We start from the raw sequence: 22,097 nt of genomic DNA on the forward strand, positions 1-22,097 counted from the left end.
GAGCCCTCCGACAGCACCGATGAGGCTGATCCGGGCGAACCGGGATTTGAATGCTTAGCGCATCTCCGGCCGGATGACCTTGGTGCGCAGCACGGACTCGTTGAGCCGCAGCTGACGGTCCAGCTCGGCCACCGCCTCCGGCGTCGCCTGCAGGTCGATGACGGCGTAGATGCCTTCGGCCTTCTTGTTGATCTCGTACGCGAGGCGCCGGCGGCCCCACACGTCGGTCTTCTCCACCGAGCCACCCGCGGTCCGGATCACGTTCAGGTACGTGTCGAGCGACGGGGCGACGGTGCGCTCCTCGAGGCTGGGGTCGAGGATCACCATGACTTCGTAATGACGCAAGACGTGCTCACCTCCTGTGGGCTGTGCGGCCACGGTCCTTCCGTGGCAGGAGGTCGTGCGTCGCTGCCGCCTCCGGGATCGGGGGGACCCGGCCGGACGCGGACAACCGGACCAGAATACCCGGTCCGGACGATCATGCCCGGGCAGGTCGGACCGGCCGGCCGGGCGTGGCGACAGGGGCCCGCCCCCCGACGCCCGAAGGCCGGTGGCGGACCCCTGTCCACATGGACCGCGGGGCGTCCCGTCCGCATTCCTTGGGTGGGACCTGGGGAGGAACGACCACACCGATGAGGTTGGATCGAGGACGCCCCGCGGAGCTCTTTCCTGTTGTTATCCGACGGTACAACGGCTCTCGTCACTGGTTGGTGGAAATACCACTATTAGTCCGAGATTCCTGTTGGTGGTCGGTGGATCGGGTCGGGCGGGTCCCGCCCCGACGTGCCGGGCCGCACGACGGGGGTGACCCCGCACCGGGATCGACCGCGGTGCCCCTGGCCATATCGGCCGGAAGAGCCCGGCATCGATCCCACCCGGGTAAACGAACGCCCGCCCCGACGGTGACGCGAGCGGGCCGCATCCGGTGCCCCGACTCCCCGCCTCCGTCACCCCGGGCGTCGGGGATGCGACGTAGGCTCGCCTGCATGCGTATCGGAGCCCACGTCGACCAGGCCGACCCGTTGGCGGAGGCGGCCGCCCGCTCCGCCGAGGCGGTGCAGTTCTTCCTCTCCGACCCGCAGGGTTGGAAGGCCCCGAAACCCCGCGAGGACGCGGCCCGGCTGCGCGCCGCCGAGGTGGACCTCTACGTCCACGCCCCGTACGTGATCAACGTGGCCACCCTGAACAACCGGATCCGGATCCCCAGCCGCAAGCTGCTGCTCGGGCACGCGGCCGCGGCGGCGGAGGTCGGCGCCAAGGGGCTGATCGTGCACGGTGGGCACGTCAACGCCGGTGACGACCTCGCCGTCGGCTTCGACAACTGGCGCAAGACCTTCGCGTACGCGGCGGACTCCGGCGGCTTCCCGGTGCCGGTGCTGATCGAGAACACCGCCGGCGGTGACAACGCCTGCGCCCGACGGCTCGACGCGCTGGCCCGGCTCTGGGACGCCGTCGGCGACCACGAGGTCGGCTTCTGCCTGGACACCTGCCACGCCTACGCGGGCGGCGAGGAACTGCTCGACCTGGTCGACCGGGTCAAGGCGATCACCGGACGCATCGACCTGGTCCACGCCAACAACTCCAAGGGCGGCTTCAACTCCGGGCAGGACCGGCACGACAACCTCGACGGCGGCACCATCGACCCGGATCTGGTGGTCGCGGTGATCCGCGCCGCCGGCGCGCCGGTGATCGTGGAGACGCCCGGCGGGGTCGCGGGTCAGGGGGCGGACATCGCCTTCCTGCGGGACAATCTCGGCACGGGGGCCTGACCCGGATGACCACGAACGCGACCGGCGGCGCCCAGCCGACCGGGCAGACCGACGGGCCCGACGAGCAGGGCGGCACGCCCCCGGGCGCCACTGGTGAAGACGGCGCCGCCAACGCGACGGCCACCACGAAGACCCCGGGTACGAGCGACGCCACCGACGCGAAGTCCACGACCACGGACACCGCGAAGACCGCGACCGGTGACGCCGGAACGCGCGACCCCGCCGGCGCGAAGCCCACGACCACCGGCGACAGCGGAAAAGACGACCCCGCCGACGCGAAGCCTGCGACCACGGACACCGCGAAGACCACCGGCGACGCCGGAACGGACGACGCCACCGACGCCAAGGCCGCGACCACGGACACCGCCGAGGCCACCAGCGGCGACGGCGGAAAAGACGATGCCACCGACGCCAAGGCCAAGGCCACGGACACCGCGAAGGCCACCACCGGCGACACCGGGAAGGGCGACGCCACCGACGCCAAGGCCGGGAGCGACGGCGACGAGAAGAAGGACGGCGGCGGAGAGGCGCGGGACCGCTGGTCGGCGTTCGCTCCGGCGCCCGACCCGGTGCCGGGGCGTCCCCGCCGAACGGCGCGCGCCGTCGGTCGGCTCCTGGTCCACGAGTGGACGTTGGCCACCCTGGCCGCGCTGGCCCTCGCCGTCGGCATGACCTGGCCGACGCTGCGCTACCCGCTCTACACGCTGCCGCAGGACTATTGGGACCCGAGCCTGCAGGCCTGGCAGATGGCCTGGTCGGGGCACGCCCTGCGGACCGAGCCCGGGCAGTTGTTCCACTCCAACACGTTCTTCCCGGAGCAGTGGAGCTTCGCCTTCTCCGACATGCTGCTCGGTTACGCCCCGGCCGGCATGCTCGGCACCGGTCCCGAGGCGGCCGTGCTGCGCTACAACATCATGTTCGTGCTGGCCCACGCGCTGGCCACGCTCGGGGCGTACGCGCTGGCCCGGCAGCTGGGAGCGGGCCGCGCGGGGGCCGCGGTGGCCGGGGTCAGCTACACGTACGCCCCGTGGCTGCTCGCCCAGGCGGGGCACCTGCACATCGTCTCCAACGGCGGTATCCCGCTGGCGCTGGCCATGCTGGCCCGGGGTCACGGCTGGTCGCTGCGGTACGGCTACCGCCCGGAACGGCGGCACGAGGGTTGGACGTACACCGGGTGGCTGGTGGCGGCCTGGCAGCTCAGCCTGGGCTTCGGGATCGGCCTGCCGTTCGCGTACGTCCTGGCCGGCATCGTGCTGGTCGCGGCCACGACCTGGTTTTTGCGGCGCTGGGTGGTCCGGCCGGTGAAGCGTCCGTTCGGCACCCGACTGCTCGTCGCGGACCTGGTCGGTGGGCTGATCTTCGCCGGCGTGGGCGCGCTGCTGGCCATCCCGTACTTCAAGGTCGCGGAGCTGCACCCCAACGCGGCGCGCACGCTCGGCGACATCGGGATCTACTCGCCGCCGGCGCTGGGCTTCTTCACCGCCCCGGCGGAGTCCCGGGTGTGGGGCGAGCTGCACGAGGCGGCGCGCGCGACGCTGCCCTGGCACCCCGAGATGACGCTGCTGCCCGGCTTCGTGCTCTACGCGCTGGCCGCGGGGGGCCTGTTCTTCTCGGTCTGGAAGCTGCGGCAGCGGCTGCTGCTGCTCGCCGGGGTGCTGGTCACCATGGTGCTGGCCATGGGCACCCGGTTCTTCGACGGCACCTTCACCTACGGCCTGCTCTTCGAGCACCTCCCGGGCTGGAACGGGCTGCGCACCCCGGGGCGGATGATGCTCTGGACGACGCTGCTGCTCGGCCTGCTCGCGGCCGGTGCGGTGAGTGCCTTCGCCGACCGGGTCGGCGAGATCGCCGCCGAGCGTGCCCCGTACCGGCCGTCGCCGTGGCTGCGGGTGGCCACGGTGGTGCCGGTGCTGCTCGTCCTGCTGGAGGGGTTGAACGTCACCCCGCACCCGGTGGTCCCCGAGCAGCCGGTGGCGATGCGGACCGTGGACGGCCCGATGCTGGTGCTGCCGAGCAGCCAGAACCTCGACCAGCCGGTGATGCTCTGGTCCACCAGCACCTTCCCGGACCTGGTCAACGGCGGCAGCGGCTTCACCCCCACCCAGCTCGACGAGGTGCGCCGGGTGACGCTGGCCTTCCCCGACCAGACCAGCGTCGACTACCTGCGCACGCTCGGCGTCCGCAATGTGGTGCTGCTACGCGACCAGATCGTCGGCACCCCGTGGGAGGTCACCGTCAACGCGCCGGTCGACCAGCTCGGCATCACCCGCGAGGAGGTCGGCGACGCCGTCGTGTTCCGTCTCTGAGCGCGGCACGGGGCGGGTTCTGCGGGGGAGCCCGACCGGCTCCGGGCGGTCAAGCTTGATCCCTGCGCCGGTCGGGCTCCCCCGCAAAACCTGACTACCCGAGGCCGTCTTGGACTTGCGCGTCGTCAGGTGGGGACGGTGGTCGAAAGAGGCTGCGGAGAGCGGGCGGCGGTGTGGCGGTCGGCGAGCCAGGGGGCGTCGGGGGCGCCGTCGAGGATGCCGCCGTCCGGGTCGTCGGCGTAGGTGCGCCGCACCGCGTCGCGTTCCGGGTGCAGGATGTCCCGGATCACCAGCACGCAGAGCAGCACGACCGTGCCCAGCCGGAGCGTCGAGGCCAGCACGAACACGCCCTCGGGGAAGACCGGCCGGCTGGTCGCCGCGCCGAGCAGCTCGCCGTAGAAGGCGGCGAAGTAGCAGACCTCGGCGAGCTGCCAGGCGAGGAAGGCCCCCCAGCGGGGGCGGGCCAGTACCGCCAGCGGCAGCAGCCAGAGCACGAACTGCTGCGACCAGACCTTGCTGAAGATCAGGAACGCGGCGACCACCAGGAAGGCGAGCTGGGCCAGTCGGGGTCGGCGGGGGGCCAGCAGTGCCAGCGCGGCCACGCCGAGGCAGGCCAGGATGAACAGGGCGTACGACAGGGTGTTGAGCGTCGGGATGTGCGTGTTCAACCACTGGAACGGCCCCTGGTCGCCGGCCACGCCGGTGTTCACCTTGCCGTCGAAGTACCGCCCGATGTACCAGAGCGTGCCCCAGTCGATGGGTCGGGTGTCGTTCAGCTCGAAGAAGCGGTACCAGTTCTCCCGGTACGGGATCGCCACCGGCAGGTTGACCGCCAACAGCACCACCACCGCGGTGCCGATGGCGGTCAGCGCGGCGCGCACCCGGGCGGCCCGCAACGCGAGCAGCAGGATGGGCCAGAACAGGAACAGCGGCCACAGCTTGGCGGCGCCGCCGAGGCCGAGCAGCAGCCCGGCGAGCGCGGGTCGGCGTCGGGCCCACGCGGCCAGGCCGAAGGCGGCCAGTCCGATGGCGAGGAAGTCCCAGTTGACCGTGGCGGTGAGCAGCAGTGCCGGGGCCAGCGCGAAGAGCGCGGCGTCCCAGGGTCGTCGGCGGCGCAGGGCGAGGATCACCGCGACGGTGGCGACCGCCAGCGCGCAGAGCGTCAGCGCGTTGAGGTTGTAGAACCACTGGCCCTGGTTGAGCTGCGGGTCGTCGGCGCCCAAGCTGTGCACCGGCAGGCCGAGCGCGCCCATGAAGTAGCCGGTGAGCACCGGGTACTCGACCGGGTGGTCCCGGTAGGGGACCTTGCCCTCGTTGAGCCCCTCGGCGTAGTAGAGGGCGAGCACGTCGGTGTAGCAGAGCCGGGTGTACTGCACGTTGTTCTGCCAGGCGCCGTCCTGGCAGGGCGACTTCTGCACCCAGTGCAGCGCCAGGGTGAGGCAGGCCAGCGCGAGGACGATCCGCGCGGCGGTCCAGAAGCGCCCTTCCCGGCCGGCGGGCCGGTCCAGCGCGACCGCGTGGTCGCCGAGCGGGCCGCCGATCAGCTCGGAGGCGCCTCGGACGAAACCGTCCGACCGGGACGGGTGGTCGCTGGTCCCGGCGTCGTCGAGGCCGGCCGTCGACTGGGTGCTCATGAAGAGGCATCCTGCCGTACGTCCGGGGTCGCCGTCCCGTCCCGCAGCGCCACAACCCGAAAATCAGCGCGGGACCCGCTCGTGGAACGTCGACGGCGGCCGGACCCGAGGTCCGGCCGCCGTCGACGGTGTCAGGGGTGGTTACTCCCGGAGACGGGGTGACAGGGTCGGTAGGAGACCGCCGCCGTTGCCGCCGTTGCCGCCACCGGGTCCGCGGGGATCGGTCGGCGTGCCCGGGCCCTGGTTGCCGCCGTTGTCGCCACCACCCGGCGGGCAGAACAGGCCGAGCGGTCCGCAGTCCTGCGGCTGGCCGGGGACAGGCGGCGGCGGAGGAGGCGGGGTGCCGTTGCCCGCTTCCTTGTCACCCATGTTCGCGGCCGGCGGGAAGTCGAGCTTGTCCTCGCCCTTGAGCGAGTCGTCCATCACCCGCTCCCAGATGTCACCGGGCATGAGGGAACCGCTGATGTTCCGGCCGTCCTTCATCTTGATGGCTTCCCGCTTGCCCTTGTTGCCCACCCAGACGGCGGTGGCGAGCTGCGGGGTGTAGCCGATCATCCAGGCGTCGCCGTTCTCGTTGGTGCCCTCCTTGAGCTCCCACGTACCGGTCTTGGCGGTCGCCTTCCGGCCGCCGTCCAGCACGTGGTTGACCTTGGCCGGATAATCCTCGAGCACGTTGGTGACGTCGGCGACCACGTTGGGGTCGATCCGCTTCTGCGGCTTGAGCTGCTCGCCGCCGAGCTTCTCCCACTTGCCGGTGTCCTTGTTCTGCTTCTCCGCGGAGACCAGGAAGTGGGCCTTGTTGTAGACGCCCTTGTTGGCGAAGGTGGCGATGCCGTTGGCGTGGTCGAGCACGGTGATGGGGTACTGGCCGTAGGCGACCACGTGGTAGAAGGGGTCGGGCGCCAGGTCCTTGGGGTCTTCCTTGGTGAGGTCGTGCCCCTTCGGCGGGTTGGTGTTGGTCTGCCACATCATGCTGACGCCGGCCTTCTTGGCCATCCCGACGATCTTCTCCGGCCCGATGGCGAGGCTGACGTGGTAGAAGGGCACGTTCAGCGACTTCAGGGTCGATTCCCGCAGCGTGCAGGAGTCGCCGCAGCTGGGGTTGTCGGTACCGGCGTTGCTGACTCGGAACTTGACGCCGTCAGGGGTGAAGGCCTTGCCCTTCCAGCGCGACTCGACGGACTTCCCGTCCTCGATCGCCGCCGCCAGCGTGTAGATCTTGAAACTCGAACCGGGTGAGTGCCCACCGGTCACGTTGCCGCTCGCGTCGGTGTTCTTGCCGGCGTAGTCGGTGCCCGTGCCGTCGTCACCGCCGTAGTAGCCGAGCACCCGGCCGTTACTCGGGTCGATCGACACCACGGCCGCCATCAGGTTCTTCCGCGCGCCGTCCAGCTCCGAGCCCTTGGTGCTGCGCTGGGCGGCGTCGGTGATCGCCTTCTGGACCTTCATGTCGATGGTGGTCCGAATCCGGTACCCGCCCTGCTTGAGCATGGTCGAGCAGAGCGGCTGGCGATCCGTCGCCGCGGCCTCGTTGTCGGTGCAGAGCTTCTTCTCCCGCATCTCCGGCACGAGGTAGTTGATGACGTTGCCGATCGGGTTGTTGACCCCGAACTTGATGCCGGCACTCGACTGCTTCGGGCTCTTCAACGTCTTCGTCGGGTAACCGGCGGGACGCGGCGGGTGGTTCGGCGAGTCGATCCAGCCCTCGCTGGCCATGTTGTTGATGACGTAGTCCCACCGGATCTTGGCGTCGGTCGGGTTGACCGCCGGGTCGTACCCCTTGTGGGTGGGGCTCGGCTCCGGCTGCTTGATCAACGCCGCCAGCACCGCGGCCTCCGCCACGTCGACCTTGGAGACGGACTTGCCGAAGTAGGCCTGCGCGGCCGCCTCGATGCCGTACGCGTTCCGGCCGAAGTAGATGGTGTTCAGGTAGTGCTCCATGATCTGTTCCTTGGTGAACTGATCATTGAGCTTGGAGGCGACGATCGCCTCCTTCACCTTCCGGGCGTACGAGTCGTCCTGGAGGTTCTCGTAGGCGTTGCGGGCGTACTGCTGGGTGATCGTCGAGGCGCCCTGCTTGTCACCGCCGCTGAGGTTGTTCCAGGCGGCCCGGGCGATGCCCTTGTAGTCCACGCCGGAGTGGCGGTAGAAGTTCTTGTCCTCGGCGGCGGCCACCGCGTCCCGCACGTGCGGCGGGATCTGGTTGATCGAGACGAAGGTCCGGTTCTGCTCACCCACCTTGGCGATGGGCGTCTTGTTGTCGGCAGCGTAGATCGTGGTGGCCAACGGCAGGTTGATCTGGTTGGGCAGCACCACGTTGGTCGAGTAGTAGGTGAACCCGATCACGCCGATGCCGGCGAGCATGATGAAGACCGCGAAGCCCGCGATCAGCATGTTGACCCGCCTGCGCTTCTTCGCCCGGGCCACCGCGCCCGGATCGCCGGGCCCGGGTCCGCCACCGCGGCCGCCGCGTCCCGGGCCGTTGGGGCCGCCCGGACCGCCGGGGCCACCGCCGGAGACGGGCGCCACGCCCGCGCGGGCCACCGCCGCCCGACCGCCGACGGCGGCCGATCCGACGCTCGCCCGCCCGGCGGAGCCCACGCCCACCGGGGCGCGGCCGGCCTGGCCGGGGGCCGGGGACACCGGAACGGACGCCCGTCCCGCGCCGGCCCGGCCACCCGGTGCCGGGGAGACCGGCACGGAGGCCCGTCCCGCGCCCGCGCGGCCCACCGAGGCCGAACCGGCCGCTCCCGCCGCGCGTGGCGGCACCGACGCCGAGGCCCGGCCGGCGGGCGCGCCGCCGATCGAGGCCCGGCCGGCCGGAGCCGCGCCGGGGTCACCGTTCGAGCCCGGTACCTGGGCCCGCGCACGCGGGGAACTGGGATCGCCGTACGAGTTCATTCCTCACACCCTGCCGGTCGCGGTGGGACGCGGGGGCGCCACCACCGGGTTGCCGTGAGTTGACACACGTGACGTCCGCTCGCGGTGCGACCGGAGCGACGCCGTCAGATACGTATTATTCGGACCTATCGGGCCGTTGAGCTGCCGGGCGGGGTGTCCGTCGTCGACGGCACCGGTAGCGACCGGTCCAGCCAGGTTCACCGTTGCGCCTCTCGCCTTCGCTCTCGTGCCGGACCGGCCCCGTTGGCGGTCACGCCGCCCACCGCGCCCTGCTCCGACCCGCCCTCGGCCAGCCCGTCCCGGCCGAGCAGGAACTGCTCGACGAGATGGTTCCAGTCACAGCCGAGGCACACCTCCACCACGAAGACCTGGAACTCACGCAGCGTCATCGCCAGCACGGGCAACTCGGCCAACGTGCGCGCCTGGCCGGCGGACTGCTTGAGTTCGTCCCCGTAAATGTAGTGGACGTGGATGAGGTTCTCGCTCCGACAGATCGGGCAGCGCTCCTCGGTCGGCTCGCCGTGGAACCGGGCGGCGTTCTTCAGGTACGGCGAGGCGTCGCAGACGTCGTACGTACCGACCCGACCGGCGAGGAGCTCACGCAGCACCGCCCGCTTCTTCAGCGAGTAGTCCACCACCTGGCGCTGCGTACGCATGCGGTGAAGGGTACGCGGTCCGGCCGGGTGAGGCGACCGCCGTCACGATGAGTGACAAGAACATCCCGGAACGGGGGTTTGCCCTGATCGCTGGTGAGGTACTAACGTGCGATGTATCGGTCCGATACATCGAGGCGGTTAACGGCCCAGCGCCGGGGTAGGAAGGATGGCCCGTGCTCGAGCTCGCCATCCTCGGCCTTCTGCAGGAGGCTCCGATGCACGGCTACGAGCTCCGCAAGGAGCTCGCCGCCAAGCTGGGAGCCATCCGGGCGGCGATCAGCTACGGCTCGCTCTACCCGACCCTGCGCCGGCTGCAGGCGGCGGGCTGGATCACCGAAGCCGCCGAGACACCCGCGACCGCCGAGGAGGTTCCCGCGCTGACCAGCCGACGAGGTCGGGTGGTCTACAAAATCACCGCGGAGGGCAAAGAACGCTTCGCCCAGCTGATCGCGCAGGCCGGGCCCGAGACGTACGACGACACGGGCTTCGGTGTGCACTTCGCGTTCTTCGCCCGGACCGACCAGGCGACCCGACTCCGAATTCTGGAGGGTCGCCGACGCACGATCGAGGAGCGTCGCGAAGGTCTTCGTGACGTGCTGGGCCGGGCGGCCGAGCGCCTCGACGCGTACACCCTGGAACTGCAACGCCATGGGCTCGACGCCTGTGAGCGCGAGGTCCGCTGGCTGGAGGAGCTCATCGCCAACGAGCGCTCCGGCCGTGCCCCGACGGTCCCGAAACCCGGGACGGCCGGCGGCCGACGAGACAACAACAGCCCGCCCCCGCCTGGAGCGTCCAGGAAAGAGCGGCCGTGATGAAGAAGAAGGAGGCAGACGCTATGGGCTCCGTCCGCGTCGCCATCGTCGGTGTGGGTAACTGCGCCTCGTCCCTCGTACAGGGCGTGGAGTACTACCGGAACGCCGACCCGAACGACCGCGTCCCGGGTCTCATGCACGTCACCTTCGGCGACTACCACGTATCGGACGTGGAGTTTGTCGCGGCGTTCGACGTGGACGCCAAGAAGGTGGGCATGGACCTCGCCGAGGCGATCGTGGCCAGCGAGAACAACACCATCAAGCTGTGCGACGTGCCGCCGACCGGCATCACCGTGCAGCGCGGCCCGACCTTCGACGGCCTGGGCCAGTACTACCGCGAGATCGTCGAGGAGTCCGACGCCGAGCCGGTCGACGTGGCCAAGGCGCTGCGGGACGCGCAGGTCGACGTGGTCGTCTCCTACCTGCCGGTGGGCTCGGAGCAGGCCGACAAGTTCTACGCCCAGGCCGCGATCGACGCCGGTTGCGCGTTCGTCAACGCCCTGCCGGTCTTCATCGCCTCCGACCCCGAGTGGGCCAAGAAGTTCGAGGACGCGGGCCTGCCGATCGTCGGTGACGACATCAAGAGCCAGGTCGGCGCGACCATCGTGCACCGGGCGCTGGCGAAGCTGTTCGAGGACCGCGGGGTGGAGCTGCTGCGCACGTACCAGCTCAACTTCGGCGGGAACATGGACTTCATGAACATGCTGGAGCGCAACCGCCTGGTGTCGAAGAAGATCTCCAAGACCCAGTCGGTGACCTCCCAGATCCCGCACGAGATGAGCAAGAGCGACGTGCACATCGGCCCGTCGGACCACGTGCCGTGGCTCGACGACCGCAAGTGGGCCTACATCCGCCTGGAGGGCCGCTCCTTCGGTGACACCCCGCTCAACGCCGAGCTCAAGCTCGAGGTGTGGGACTCGCCGAACTCCGCCGGTGTGATCATCGACGCCGTCCGCGCCGCGAAGATCGCCCTGGACCGCAAGATCGGCGGCCCGATCCTGTCCGCCTCGTCGTACTTCATGAAGTCCCCGCCGGTGCAGTACGCCGACCACGACGCGCACGCCGCCGTCGAGTCCTTCATCAAGGGCGAGGTCGAGCGCTGACGCGCTGACCAGCAGCACGGCCGAGGGCCGGGTCCATTCGGACCCGGCCCTCGTCGCGTACGTGCAGGCCTACTTGGCCCAGGACGGCTTGGTCCGCCGGGCCAGCTGCGTCCGCCGGTCCTCCGCCGCCAGTGGGTCGTCGGTGGGCAGGATCGCCGGGTTGACCCGGCCGGCCGCGACGACGAACGCCACCACGTCGAGGATCACGTGGGTGGTCTGCTGCGCGTGCACGGAGATGTAGTCGATCACCGGGCTGATCCCGGTCAGGAAGAAGTTCGACAGCGTCTGGCCGGCCTGAAAGTTGATCGTCGAGAACGCCGTCGGACGCTGAGCCGAGTGCGGGTAGACCTGCAGGAACCCGGCGGCGAGCGCGCCGGTGACGGTCACATTGCCGTACACGGCCTGACCGGAGTAGACGAATTCATCCAGGTTGACCTGGATCGTGCGGCCGCGCAGCAGCCGGCCCGAGCTGTCCAGGTTGCCGGCCGGGTTCACGATGCGGGCCCGACCGGCGGCGGTCCGGGTGTCGATCACCCGCTGCGGCACGACCGGCACCAGCTGGTTGGTGTTCGTCTCCGTCCGGATGTACTCGACGAAGTTGCCCGTCTCGGGCGGCAGGCCCTCGCCGGTGACCGCCCAGATCGTCCCGGAACGATCCATCGCGACCGAGCCCATCTCGGACTTCTGGTTGATGCTCTCCCCGTTCGGGGTCAGCCGCAGGGCCGGGCTGGCGACCTCGACACCCTCCATGTTGGTGATGGTGGGGTTCTCCAGTCGGAGGGTGGCCGAGGTGGCCGAGCCGCCGCGCAGCGTGGTGGGCGTGCCCGCCTCGTTGACCTGCCCCTGGAGTACCGGCTGACCCGGTGCGGCCTGAGCCGGGCCGGCGGCGGCCGCGCCCACCGCTGCGGTGCCGGCGAGGCCAGCGGCGACAGTGCCCGCCCGACGCAGCAGGTGGCGACGGCCGATGGCGCTGTCCTGGTCCTTGTTCACGATGGTGTCCCCCGTGTGGTGGTGGCGGATGACGCCCCGGTCGTACCGGTGATCGAGACGTCGTATGCCGGGGGAACGCCTGATCGGACGATCAGGTTGCAGTCGGGCGCCGTAATTTTTCAGACTCAGGACCAGGCATGGCGCAGGGCGACCCCGGCCTCCAACTCCAGCAGCCGCACCTTGCGCGGCAGCCCACCGCCGAAGCCGACCAGCTTGCCGCCCGCGCCGACGATCCGGTGGCACGGCACGAGCACCGGGATCGGGTTGCGGTTGCAGGCCACCCCGACCGCCCGGGCGGCGCCGGGGTCGCCGACCAGCCGGGCCACCTCGCCGTAGGTGAGCGTCTCCCCGTACGGGATGCGGGTCATCTCCCGCCACACCGCCCGCTCGAACTCGGAGCCGCGCCGCGCCGCCACCGGCACGCCGAAGTCGGTCAGCTCCCCGGCGAAGTACGCGCGCAGCTCCGCCACCGCCCGCCGGGCCAACTCGTCACCGGGCTCGTCGACCGCCGACTCCACCCGGCCGAAGTGCGCGCCGCACACCGCCTCGTCGTCGGTGGCCACGGAGAACTCCCCGATCGGCGAGTCGAGCACGGTCCAGCGCATGCCGCCATTCTTCCCCGCCGGTACGACGGCCGGGCGTTCGGCATGACGACCCTCGGGAGAGCCGACGAAGCCCGCCCGACGGACCGACCCACGCCTGAGGCAAACTTTTCCGCCCCACCGGCGTCTGAGTTACGGAGGTGGGCGGTGACCGAGGGGACCGACGGAGAGTTCACCGCGTTCGTGAACGAGCGCGGCGACGCGTTGCTGCGCGTCGCGTACGCGCTCGCCGGCAACCAGCACGCCGCCGAGGACCTGCTGCAGAACGCGCTGGCCAAGGCGTACGCCCGCTGGCCCCGGATCCGCGGCGACGCCGAGCCGTACGTGCGGCGGATCCTGTACCACGACCAGGTCTCCGGCTGGCGGCGGTTGTCCCGCCGCCGGGAGGTGCCGGTGGCCGAGCTGCCGGAGCGGGCCGGCGGCCGGGACAGCGGCCACGACAGCGACCTGCGGTTGCTGCTGCGCGACGCGCTGCGGGAGCTGCCACCTCGGCAGCGTGCGGTGCTGACGCTGCGGTACCTGGAGAACCTGAGCGTCGAGCAGACCGCCGCGGTGCTGGGCTGCCGGACGGGCACCGTGGCCAGTCAGGCGTCCCGCGCGCTGGCCCGGCTCCGGGAACTGGTGCCGACCTTCGACGACCTCGCCACCCGCCCGGAGGTGCACCGATGAGCAGGCCGACGGAGGACGCGCTGCGGGCGGCCGTACAGGATCTCGTCGGCCAGGCGCGGCCGGCGCCCGACCTGGCGGCGGTGGCGATCGCCCGGGGTCGCCGGCTGCGGGCCCGGCGGCGGGCCACGGCAGGCGCCGCCGTGCTGGTGGCGGTGCTTGCGGTGACCGTGCCGTTCGTGCTGCTCCGGCCGGCGCCGCCGACCCGTCCCGCCGTGCCGGCACCGCAGCCCACGCCGTCCGTGCACCCGACACCGGGCACCGGCTGGAAGGACTCGCCACTGGCCCTGCCGGGCGGCTGGCGGGTCACCGGCGGCGTCAGTGGCGGCAGTGGCTACCTGCTCGACCGCAGCCGCGACCGCTACGTCCGCACCCAGGGGTACGACGAGGTGTGGCCGGCCCCGATCGGCACCGTCACCGCCGTCGCGGACGAGGACCGACCCGGGCAGATCGGCCTCATCGACAGCCGGAAGGCGACCGTGCGCTGGTACCGCGCACCGGGGGCGGACCCCCAGTGGTCGCCGGACGGGCGTCGGCTCGTCCTGACCCGGTTCCGCCAGGGCGCCCACCACATCGGCATCCTCGCCCTGGACGGGACGTTCCGGGAGTACGCGGTGGACCGGACCCGGTACTTCTGCACCGACCGCTGCCTCTTCACCTGGGCGCGGAACGGGCGGGAGGTGGCGCTGCCGCTGACCGACGCGTTCAAGCCCCGGTCGGAGAGCGAACGGCATCCGCGCTGGGGGGTGCAGTTCTTCTCCGCCGACGACGGCAGGCCCACCCGGTTCGTGACGATTCCCGGAGACCCCGCCGGACCGTGGGCGTTCTCGCCCGACGGGCAGTGGGCGGTCGTGCAGGGCCAGCGCGATCCGCTGCTGGTCGACGCGGTGACCGGGACCGTCGTCCGGACCCTGCCGTCGGCCGAGGTCGCCTGGGTCTCGAACGACCGGCTGCTCTACCGCCGGCCGTCCGGCAGTGGCGACTTCGTGCTCGCCGACACCGAGGGCCGGGAGCTGGAACGGCAGCCGCTGCCCCGGGAACTGGTCGACCGGGACGTCACCGTGGCCCCGAAATAATCAGGCCGGAATGTTGCATGACGTCGATACCGTGCAGGTCGTGGCCACGGGGACCTTCATCTTTCTGATCATCGGTGGGGCGGGCGTCGCCGTGCTGGCGCTCTCCCTGCTCGGCGCCGAGTTGCTCCACTTCGGTCACGCCGACGTCGACGGTCCGGTCTCGGTCGAGGCGGTCGCCGGTTTCCTCGGCGCGTTCGGCTTCGGCGCCGCGATCGTCAACGAGCTGGTCGGCGGCCGTACCCCGGGGATGATCGCGGCGGCGGCGGCCGGTGGCGCGCTCGCCGCCGTGCCCACCGCGTGGCTCGCGGCCCGGCTGAGCCGGGCGGCGCGGGACATGCGGACCGACCCCACTCCGACCCGGGACGACCTGGTCGGCGCGCTCGGCCTGGTGGTCACCCCGGTGCCCGCCGTCGGTTACGGCGAGGTCCGGGTACGCGTCGCCGGCCAGCCGGTGAAGCTCAACGCCCGCGCCGACCACCCGATCCCGGTCGGCGCGCAGATCTTCGTGGTGCAGGCGCTGAGCGAGACCAGCGTCCACGTCGAGACCTACTGACCACCCTCTCCTCACCCCCCTTTCGCAGAGACGGAACTGCCCATGCCCCTTGTCATCGCCGTCGGCGGCGCGGTCCTGCTGGCGCTCGTCCTGGTGCTCTTCGTACTCTCCCGGATCAAGGTCGCCGGCCCCAACGAGGCGTTCATCGTCACCGGTCGCAAGGGCCGGACCACGCAGACCGCCGACGGTGGCCGCTCCACCGACATGTCCGGCCAGAAGGTGGTGCTCGGCGCCTCGGTCTTCGTGCTGCCGGTGGTGCAGAAGCTCCAGTCGCTCGACCTGTCCAGCCGCCGCATCGACGTGGGCATCCGGGGCGCGGTGAGCAAGCAGGGCATCCGCACCGACCTGCACGGTGTGGCGATCGTCAAGGTCGGCGGCACCGAGGACGCCATCCGCGCCGCCGCCCAGCGCTTCCTGCACCAGCAGGACGAGATCGACAACTTCACCCGCGAGGTGCTGGCCGGCGCGCTGCGCTCGATCGTCGGCCGGCTCACCGTCGAGGAGGTCATCCGGGACCGGGCGGCGTTCGCCAGCGCGGTGGCCGAGGAGGCCGAGCACTCGATGACCAACCAGGGGCTGGTGCTGGACACCTTCCAGCTCCAGGACATCCTCGCCGAGGGCTCCTACCTGCAGGACCTGGGCCGGCCGGAGGCCGCCCGGGTGCTCAAGGACGCCGCCATCGCCGAGGCGCGCGCCCGCCAGCAGGCCGAGCAGGAGCGGCTGCTCGCCGAGGAGGCGATCGCCGAAGCGAACCGGAACCTGTCGCTCAAGCAGGCCGGGATCCAGGCCGAGATCGACGCGGCCAAGGCCCGGTCCGCGGCGGCCGGCCCGCTGGCCCAGGCCGAGCGGGACCAGGCGATCCTCTCCGAGCAGCAGAAGGTGGCCGAGCGCAACGCCGAGCTGAAGCAGCGCCAGCTCGACACCGAGGTGCGCAAGCCGGCCGACGCGGCGCGCTACAAGGTGGAGCAGGAGGCCGAGGCGGCCCGCAACGCGGCGGTGCTCAACGCCGACGCGCAGCGGCAGGCCGTCATCGCCGCCGCCCAGGCCGCCGCCGAGCAGTCCCGGCTCACCGGTGAGGGCGAGCGGGCCCGCCGGGCCGCGCTCGCCGAGGCGAACGCGATCGAGGGCGCCAAGGAGGGTGAGGCGGAGCAGCGCCGGCGCTCGGCGATCGCCGAGGCGGTCGAGCGGGAGGGCCAGGCGGAGGCCGCGGCCATCCTGGCCAAGGGGCAGGCCGAGGCCGACGCGATGGCCCGCAAGGCGGAGGCGTTCGCCGCGTACGGCGAGGCGGCCGTGCTGGACCTGCTGGTCAAGGTGCTGCCGCAGGTGGTCGAGGCGGCCAGCGCCCCGATCGGGGCGATCGACAAGATGACCGTCATCTCCACCGACGGCGCGTCGTCGCTGACGAAGTCGGTGGCCGGCAACGTGGCGCAGGGCCTCCAGCTCGGCTCCGACCTCACCGGCATCGACCTGCCCGGCCTGCTCGCCAGGCTCGGCTCGGCGTCCACCGGCGGTTCGGGGTCGGCGGGCAACGGCAAGGCCGCGGTCGACGGCAGCGCGGTCGAGACCCGCTGACCAGCTGACGAGGGCGCCGTCCACCGGGACGGCGCCCTCGGCGTCAGCTCTGGTCGATGACGCCCTGCTCGCGGGCCCAGCGCAACAGCTCCGCCTCGGCCTCGTCCCGCTCCAGCGGGCCGCGCTCCAGGCGCAACTCCTTGAGGTACTGCCAGGCCCGCCCGACCAACGGCCCCGGCGGTACGCCGAGCAGCTCCATGATCGCGTTGCCGTCCAGGTCGGGGCGGACCCGGGCGAGGTCCTCCGCGGCGGCGATCCGGGCGATCCGCTCCTCCAGCGCGTCGTAGTCCGCCGCGAGCTGGGCCGCCTTGCGGCGGTTGCGGGTGGTGCAGTCCGAGCGGGTCAGCTTGTGCAGCCGGGGCAGCAGGTCACCGGCGTCGGTGACGTACCGGCGCACCGCCGAGTCGGTCCACTCGCCCCGGCCGTACCCGTAGAACCGCAGGTGCAGGGCGACCAGGGCGACCACCTGCGCGGTGACGTCCTTGGGGTAGCGCAGCGCCTTCATCCGCGCCTTGGTCAGCCGCGCGCCGACCACCTCGTGGTGGTGGAAGCTGACCCGGCCGTCCGGCCCGACCGACTTGGTGGCCGGCTTGCCCACGTCGTGCATGAGCGCGGCCATCCGGAGCACGAAGTCGCAGCCGTCGGTCTCGAAGGAGACCGCGTTGCTGACCACGGTCAGGGTGTGCTCGTAGACGTCCTTGTGCTGGGCGTGCTCGTCGATCTCCAGCTTGAGCCCGGTCAGCTCGGGCAGGAAGCGCTCGGCCAGCCCGGTGTCGACCAGCAGCCGCAGCCCGGTGATCGGGTCGGCGCCGCAGAGCAGCTTGCTGAACTCGTCCCGGATCCGCTCGGCGGTGATCCGGTCCAAGTCGGCGGCCATCCGGCTCATCGCCTCGTGCACGTCGGGGTGCACGGCGAAGCGCAGCTGGGCGGCGAAGCGGGCCGCCCGCAGCATCCGCAGCGGGTCGTCCCCGAAGGACTCCCGGGGCGTGCCGGGGGTACGGATCACCTTGGCCGCGAGGTCGTCCAATCCGCCGTGCGGGTCGGTGAACCGGTGATCGGGCAGGCTGACCGCCATCGCGTTGATGGTGAAGTCCCGCCGCCGCAGGTCCTCGGTGAGGCTGGTCCCGTACTCGACGATCGGGTTGCGGCTGACCTGGTCGTACGCCTCGGCGCGGAAGGTGGTGATCTCCAGCCGGAGCCCGTCGCGCTGAAGCCCGATGGTGCCGAACTCGCGACCGGTCTCCCAGATCGACTCGGCCCAGCCCTTGATGATCCGCAGCGTCTCGTCCGGGTGGGCGTCGGTGCAGAAGTCCAGGTCCTCGCCGAGTCGGCCGAGCAGGGCGTCGCGGACGGAACCCCCCACCAGGTGCAACTCGTGCCCGGCGCGCGCGAAGCGACGACCGAGCTCGTCGGCGACCGGGGACACGCGGAGCAGTTCGGCGACGGCGTTGCGCTGCGCGGCGGTGAGCTCGCGGCGGTCGGCGGCGTGGGATGCGGAGGCAGCTTCGGACATGGGATCGCCAGCCTATCGGGCCGGGGCGGGATCTGATCCGCCGGGCGCGGGTATGGGGACGGCGTTGACTAAGGTCTTGGGCGTGCGGGCCGGTCGTCCGGCTCCGACGTACCCCCTTGGAGGCAGGAGATGAGCGGCGGGCTCTACCGCAGCGCGAACGCCACGCCGGACGGTGCGATCCCGCCGACCGACGAGGCGACCTTCATCTCCGCCGAGCCGCTGAACCAGCCGGCGGTGGAGGCCACCGCGCCGCCGCCGGAGCAGGTGGGGGAGGCCAGCGCCGCGGCGAACAGCGCGGTGATGGCGGTCGGCAGCCTGATCAGTCGGGGTACGGGCTTCATCCGCAACCTGATGATCGGCGCGGCGCTGGGCAACCTGGTCGGCAACGCGTACACCACCGCCCAGTTCCTGCCGAACCAGGTGTACGAGTTCCTGCTCGGCGGCGTGCTCACCAGCGTGCTGATCCCGGTGCTGGTCCGCCGGCGCAAGGCCGACCCGGACCGGGGCGAGGCGTACGCGCAGCGGCTGCTCACCCTGGCGGTGATCGCGCTGGCCGCCGCCGCGCTGCTCGCGGTGCTCACGGCGCCGGTGCTGACCACCCTCTACGCCAGCGGCAAGGACGCGGACTACACCGACCTCGTCACGTACCTGTCGTACCTGATGCTGCCGATGCTGTTCTTCACCGGCGTCAGCGCGCTGATCGCCGCGGTGCTGAACACCCGGGGGCACTTCGCCGCGCCGATGTGGGCGCCGATCCTCAACAACCTGGTGGTCATCAGCACCTTCGGGCTCTACATCCTGGTCTTCGGGGCGAAGGCGCTCAAGCCCGGCGAGCTGGGCGTGGGCCAGATCCTGCTGGTCGGCGGCGGCACCCTGCTCGGCGTGGCGGTGCAGGCCGCCGGGCTGCTGCCGGCGCTGCGCAAGGTCGGCTTCCGGTGGCAGTGGCGGTTCGACTTCCGCGAGCTGGGGCTGCGCGAGCTGGCCCAGCTCGGCGCCTGGATGTTCTGCTACGTCGCGGTCAACCAGCTCGGCCTCTTCGTGGTGGTCAACCTGCTCACCCGGGCGGCGGGCGAGGACAGCGCCGGCATCCTGATCTACAACAACGTCTTCCTGCTGCTGATGATGGCGCACGGCATCATCGCCGTCTCGATCATCACCGCGCTGATGCCGCGGATGAGCGCCGCCGCCGCGGACGGGCGCTTCCGCGACGTCACCGCCGACCTGTCCCGGGGCACCCGGATGGTGACGGCGGTGCTCGCCCCGATCGCGGTCTGCTACGCGGTCCTGGCCGGGCCGATCTCCCGGGTGGTATTCCAGTACGGCGCCTTCGACGGCGACAACGCCCGCGCCACCTCGACGGTGCTGCTGGTCGCGGCCGTGGGCCTGGTGCCGTTCGCGATCAGCCAGCTCTTCACCTTCGCCTTCTACGCGCTGCCGGACACCCGCACCCCGGCACTGGTCAACATCCCGGTGGTGGCGCTGCGGGTGCTGCTTCAGGTGGGACTCTTCGTCGCCTTCTCGCCTGCCTTCGCGGCGGCGGGCATGTTGCTCGGCAACGCGATCTCGTACGTCGCGGCGGCGGTCGTCTCGGCGATGCTGCTGCGGCCGCGGGTCGGCCGGATCGGGCTCGGCGGGATCATGCGCACCATGGGCAAGGTGATCGTCGCCGCGCTCGGGGCGGCGCTGGTCGGCCTGCTGGTGGTCAGCCTGCTCCCCGGCGACCCGGCCGACCTGGGCTGGCTCGCGGCGGCGGTCCAGCTGGTGATCGGCGGCGCGGTGATCGGCGCGACCTACCTCGGGCTGGCCATGGTGCTGCGGATCGGCGAGGTCACCGAGGTCGTCGGGATGGTCCGCCGCCGGCTCGGTCGCTGAGCCGGTGACCGGTCGGTGGCCGACTCAGCGGTCGGCCGCCCGGCACGGAGGGTGAACGAGGATCACCAGCCTGGGGACGTGGCTGTGGATAACTCCGCGTTTCCCCGGTCAGCCACCGGATCAGCCTGTGGACAACCAACCGTACGGCTGAGTATGGCGGGCCGTTCGGAGGGAACCTGACAGGACGGCGGCGGACCGCCACACCAGGGCCGGCCCCTGCTGCGATCACTTGCGGTCAACCTCTAGATTGGCTAGTACATGTGCCAGCAACGTGGCTGACAACGGTCGTAACCGGGCGAGGTCGTCCACATCCGGCACGTCGCGGGGCACGGCGGGAAGATGACATGTCGGGATGACGGGCAGTCCAGGTAAGGTCGCTCTCGACGGATACGGCAGGTGGCCGACGTACGCGTCGAGACGCCGGCCGGTTCCTTCGAAGGCAGAGCGGGAAGCCACATGCCCAGCAGCGCGGGTCCATCGATCGACACGATCACCGAGGGAGGACGGGTGACCCAGGTCGGCGAGGGTCAGGAGGCGGAGGAGACTGCTCCGCCCGTCATGACCTTCGGTGCTCCCACGGCCGGTGAGATCCTCGCCGAGCGGTACGAGCTGGTCGAGCACATCAACAACGACAGCGCCGGGCGGCTGGTCTGGCGGGGGGTCGACGTGGTGCTGCGCCGGCCGGTCGCGGTCGTGCTGCGCTACCCCGGCGGCGGCTCCGCCACCGAGATGCTCCAGGCCGCGGTGGCCGCGAGCCGGGTCATCCACCCCAACCTGGTCGGCGTCTACGACGCGATCGACGAGGACGAGCGGGCGTACGTCGTCCGCGAGTGGGTCGACGGCAACTCCCTGCGCGAGATGGTCGCCGACGGGCCGCTGGACCCGGCCCGGGCCACGGCCATCGGCAACGCCGTCGCCAGCGCGCTGGCCGCCGTGCACGCCACCGGCATGGTGCACGGCAACGTGCACCCGGGCACCGTGATGATCAGCGATGACGGCCGGGTGGTCCTGGCCGACGCGCGTACCGACGGCGCGGACAGCCAGGAGAACGACATCCGGGCGGTCGGCGGCATCCTCTACTTCGCCCTCACCGGGCACTGGCCGCACGCCGAGGCCCCGCTGCGCGGCGCGACCGCCGGGCACGGTCGGGCCGCCATCCCGGACGCGGTCCGGGACGCCAGCGGCGCGATCGCCGCGCCCCGCCAGGTCCGGGCCGGCGTGCCGGCGTACCTGGACGACCTGACCATGGATCTGCTCGACGCCGAGATCGCCCCGCCCTCGTCGGACGTGCTCGCCGCCGAGCTGGCCCGGCTCGACGTCCCGGCCGAGGACCACTTCCTCGACCAGACCGGCACCATCCGGTTCACCGCGGACCCGGGCGACGACCCGTCCCCGCTGGCCGCCGCCGGTGGGCGGAAGGTCGCCGTGGGCATCGCCGGCCTGCTGGCGGTCGCCCTGGTCGGCCTGCTCATCGGGATCAGCGCGCTGGGCGGCGACGACAAGTCGCCCGACACCGAGCCGGTCGCCCGCCCGTCGAACAGCGCCCCGTCCAGCCAGGCCAGCGCCCCCGCGCCCGCCGTGCGCAAGCTCAACGTCGAAGAGGTCCGGATCGTCGACCCGGACAGCCGGGACCGCGCAGAGGTGCGCGACGCCGAGAAGGTGATCGACGGCGACGAGGACGAGGGCTGGGAGACCCAGAGCTACCGGAACAACGGCAAGTTCGGCGGACTGAAGGATGGCATGGGCATCTGGATCGACCTGGGCGCGCCGCACACGGTCAAGTCGGTGCAGGCGGTCCTTTCGTCCACCGGGGCCTCCGCCGAGTTGCTCGCCGGTGACGCCGACTTCCCGCCCAGCTCCGCCGGTGACAAGCAGCTGAAGGCCGCCTATACGACCCGGATCGGGCAGCCGTTCGAGGGGCACGACGGCACCAAGATGACCTTCAACGGCTTCGACGCCGACAAGACGTACCGCTACCTGCTCTTCTGGATCACCGAGCTGCCGGAGAAGGACAGCGGAGACGGCTGGAAGCTCGGCGTCCAGGAAATCACGGTCCAGGGGTCGTGAGCCGC

17 protein-coding genes are annotated in these 22,097 nt (G+C 71.6%); 10 read left to right on the forward strand and 7 right to left on the reverse strand.

Going from position 1 to position 22,097, the window contains the following annotated elements; all coding sequences use genetic code 11:
* Nucleotides 1-54: 54 nt before the first annotated feature.
* Nucleotides 55-345 (reverse strand): 30S ribosomal protein S6, encoded by a 291-nt coding sequence (gene rpsF, locus ACTWM8_RS30620; RefSeq protein WP_120328341.1) that lies wholly within the window; start codon nucleotides 343-345, stop codon nucleotides 55-57.
* Between the two features lie 641 nt (nucleotides 346-986).
* Between rpsF and ACTWM8_RS30625 the strand changes: the two genes are divergently transcribed.
* Nucleotides 987-1,769: a deoxyribonuclease IV gene (locus ACTWM8_RS30625; RefSeq protein WP_446211955.1), complete on the forward strand. Its 783-nt coding sequence runs from the start codon at nucleotides 987-989 to the stop codon at nucleotides 1,767-1,769.
* A gap of 5 nt (nucleotides 1,770-1,774) precedes the next feature.
* On the forward strand, nucleotides 1,775-4,075 hold the full coding sequence (locus tag ACTWM8_RS30630; protein ID WP_446211956.1) for a hypothetical protein: 2,301 nt from the start codon (nucleotides 1,775-1,777) through the stop codon (nucleotides 4,073-4,075).
* Between the two features lie 125 nt (nucleotides 4,076-4,200).
* On the opposite strand, the gene ACTWM8_RS30635 is transcribed toward ACTWM8_RS30630, so the two are convergent.
* The 3 genes from ACTWM8_RS30635 to ACTWM8_RS30645 all read right to left on the reverse strand — a co-directional run bounded on the left by ACTWM8_RS30635 (nucleotide 4,201) and on the right by ACTWM8_RS30645 (nucleotide 9,266).
* Entirely contained in the window at nucleotides 4,201-5,709 is a 1,509-nt protein-coding gene (locus tag ACTWM8_RS30635) for a glycosyltransferase family 87 protein (RefSeq protein ID WP_446211957.1), read from the reverse strand.
* Between the two features lie 141 nt (nucleotides 5,710-5,850).
* Complete coding sequence (locus tag ACTWM8_RS30640; RefSeq protein WP_446211958.1) at nucleotides 5,851-8,610, reverse strand: transglycosylase domain-containing protein; 2,760 nt, start codon at nucleotides 8,608-8,610, stop codon at nucleotides 5,851-5,853.
* 197 nt (nucleotides 8,611-8,807) lie between these two features.
* On the reverse strand, nucleotides 8,808-9,266 hold the full coding sequence (locus ACTWM8_RS30645; RefSeq protein ID WP_446211959.1) for a DUF5318 domain-containing protein: 459 nt from the start codon (nucleotides 9,264-9,266) through the stop codon (nucleotides 8,808-8,810).
* A gap of 173 nt (nucleotides 9,267-9,439) precedes the next feature.
* Here ACTWM8_RS30645 and ACTWM8_RS30650 point away from each other — a divergent pair, with 173 nt between their 5' ends.
* Together ACTWM8_RS30650 and ACTWM8_RS30655 are read left to right on the forward strand one after the other, a co-directional pair.
* Entirely contained in the window at nucleotides 9,440-10,078 is a 639-nt protein-coding gene (locus tag ACTWM8_RS30650; protein WP_446211960.1) for a PadR family transcriptional regulator, read from the forward strand.
* Nucleotides 10,079-10,101: 23 nt separating this feature from the next.
* Entirely contained in the window at nucleotides 10,102-11,181 is a 1,080-nt protein-coding gene (locus ACTWM8_RS30655) for an inositol-3-phosphate synthase (RefSeq protein ID WP_446211961.1), read from the forward strand.
* Nucleotides 11,182-11,250: 69 nt separating this feature from the next.
* Here ACTWM8_RS30655 and ACTWM8_RS30660 read toward each other — a convergent pair whose 3' ends face one another.
* Together ACTWM8_RS30660 and ACTWM8_RS30665 are read right to left on the reverse strand one after the other, a co-directional pair.
* Nucleotides 11,251-12,171: a hypothetical protein gene (locus ACTWM8_RS30660; protein ID WP_446211962.1), complete on the reverse strand. Its 921-nt coding sequence runs from the start codon at nucleotides 12,169-12,171 to the stop codon at nucleotides 11,251-11,253.
* A gap of 125 nt (nucleotides 12,172-12,296) precedes the next feature.
* Nucleotides 12,297-12,776: a methylated-DNA--[protein]-cysteine S-methyltransferase gene (locus ACTWM8_RS30665; protein ID WP_446211963.1), complete on the reverse strand. Its 480-nt coding sequence runs from the start codon at nucleotides 12,774-12,776 to the stop codon at nucleotides 12,297-12,299.
* A 144-nt stretch (nucleotides 12,777-12,920) separates the two neighbouring features.
* On the opposite strand from ACTWM8_RS30665, the gene ACTWM8_RS30670 reads away from it, so the two are divergent.
* Genes ACTWM8_RS30670 through ACTWM8_RS30685 form a run of 4 tightly spaced genes read left to right on the forward strand, consistent with a single transcriptional unit; the run spans nucleotide 12,921 to nucleotide 16,640 of the window.
* A complete protein-coding gene (locus ACTWM8_RS30670; RefSeq protein WP_446211964.1) occupies nucleotides 12,921-13,442 on the forward strand; it encodes a SigE family RNA polymerase sigma factor in 522 nt (173 codons plus the stop codon).
* Nucleotides 13,439-14,515, forward strand: coding sequence for a TolB family protein (locus ACTWM8_RS30675; protein ID WP_446211965.1), 1,077 nt, complete (start codon nucleotides 13,439-13,441; stop codon nucleotides 14,513-14,515). The genes ACTWM8_RS30670 and ACTWM8_RS30675 overlap by 4 nt, the downstream gene beginning before the upstream one ends.
* A 10-nt stretch (nucleotides 14,516-14,525) precedes the next feature.
* Complete coding sequence (locus ACTWM8_RS30680; protein WP_154941060.1) at nucleotides 14,526-15,068, forward strand: hypothetical protein; 543 nt, start codon at nucleotides 14,526-14,528, stop codon at nucleotides 15,066-15,068.
* Between the two features lie 42 nt (nucleotides 15,069-15,110).
* Complete coding sequence (locus ACTWM8_RS30685; protein WP_446211966.1) at nucleotides 15,111-16,640, forward strand: flotillin family protein; 1,530 nt, start codon at nucleotides 15,111-15,113, stop codon at nucleotides 16,638-16,640.
* Nucleotides 16,641-16,683: 43 nt separating this feature from the next.
* On the opposite strand, the gene ACTWM8_RS30690 is transcribed toward ACTWM8_RS30685, so the two are convergent.
* Nucleotides 16,684-18,153, reverse strand: a complete 1,470-nt coding sequence (locus ACTWM8_RS30690; protein WP_446211967.1) for a CCA tRNA nucleotidyltransferase — start codon at nucleotides 18,151-18,153, stop codon at nucleotides 16,684-16,686.
* A 129-nt stretch (nucleotides 18,154-18,282) separates the two neighbouring features.
* Here ACTWM8_RS30690 and murJ point away from each other — a divergent pair, with 129 nt between their 5' ends.
* Both murJ and ACTWM8_RS30700 read left to right on the forward strand, forming a co-directional pair.
* Nucleotides 18,283-20,025, forward strand: coding sequence for a murein biosynthesis integral membrane protein MurJ (gene murJ, locus ACTWM8_RS30695; RefSeq protein WP_446211968.1), 1,743 nt, complete (start codon nucleotides 18,283-18,285; stop codon nucleotides 20,023-20,025).
* Nucleotides 20,026-20,481: 456 nt separating this feature from the next.
* Nucleotides 20,482-22,092, forward strand: a complete 1,611-nt coding sequence (locus ACTWM8_RS30700) for a protein kinase family protein (protein WP_446211969.1) — start codon at nucleotides 20,482-20,484, stop codon at nucleotides 22,090-22,092.
* Nucleotides 22,093-22,097: the final 5 nt, after the last annotated feature.

The organism is Micromonospora sp. IBSANI012 (assembly GCF_052814045.1).

What these genes read in the sequence shown, in the direction of transcription:
- ACTWM8_RS30630 (WP_446211956.1), top strand. Translation starts at nt 1,775, where the DNA reads ATGACCACGAACGCGACCGGCGGCGCCCAGCCGACCGGGCAGACCGAC.
- ACTWM8_RS30625 (WP_446211955.1), top strand. Translation starts at nt 987, where the DNA reads ATGCGTATCGGAGCCCACGTCGACCAGGCCGACCCGTTGGCGGAGGCG.
- ACTWM8_RS30640 (WP_446211958.1), bottom strand. Translation starts at nt 8,610, where the DNA reads ATGAACTCGTACGGCGATCCCAGTTCCCCGCGTGCGCGGGCCCAGGTA.
- murJ (WP_446211968.1), top strand. Translation starts at nt 18,283, where the DNA reads ATGAGCGGCGGGCTCTACCGCAGCGCGAACGCCACGCCGGACGGTGCG.
- ACTWM8_RS30645 (WP_446211959.1), bottom strand. Translation starts at nt 9,266, where the DNA reads ATGCGTACGCAGCGCCAGGTGGTGGACTACTCGCTGAAGAAGCGGGCG.
- ACTWM8_RS30690 (WP_446211967.1), bottom strand. Translation starts at nt 18,153, where the DNA reads ATGTCCGAAGCTGCCTCCGCATCCCACGCCGCCGACCGCCGCGAGCTC.
- ACTWM8_RS30635 (WP_446211957.1), bottom strand. Translation starts at nt 5,709, where the DNA reads ATGAGCACCCAGTCGACGGCCGGCCTCGACGACGCCGGGACCAGCGAC.
- ACTWM8_RS30655 (WP_446211961.1), top strand. Translation starts at nt 10,102, where the DNA reads ATGGGCTCCGTCCGCGTCGCCATCGTCGGTGTGGGTAACTGCGCCTCG.
- ACTWM8_RS30675 (WP_446211965.1), top strand. Translation starts at nt 13,439, where the DNA reads ATGAGCAGGCCGACGGAGGACGCGCTGCGGGCGGCCGTACAGGATCTC.
- ACTWM8_RS30700 (WP_446211969.1), top strand. Translation starts at nt 20,482, where the DNA reads ATGCCCAGCAGCGCGGGTCCATCGATCGACACGATCACCGAGGGAGGA.
- ACTWM8_RS30665 (WP_446211963.1), bottom strand. Translation starts at nt 12,776, where the DNA reads ATGCGCTGGACCGTGCTCGACTCGCCGATCGGGGAGTTCTCCGTGGCC.
- ACTWM8_RS30680 (WP_154941060.1), top strand. Translation starts at nt 14,526, where the DNA reads ATGTTGCATGACGTCGATACCGTGCAGGTCGTGGCCACGGGGACCTTC.
- ACTWM8_RS30685 (WP_446211966.1), top strand. Translation starts at nt 15,111, where the DNA reads ATGCCCCTTGTCATCGCCGTCGGCGGCGCGGTCCTGCTGGCGCTCGTC.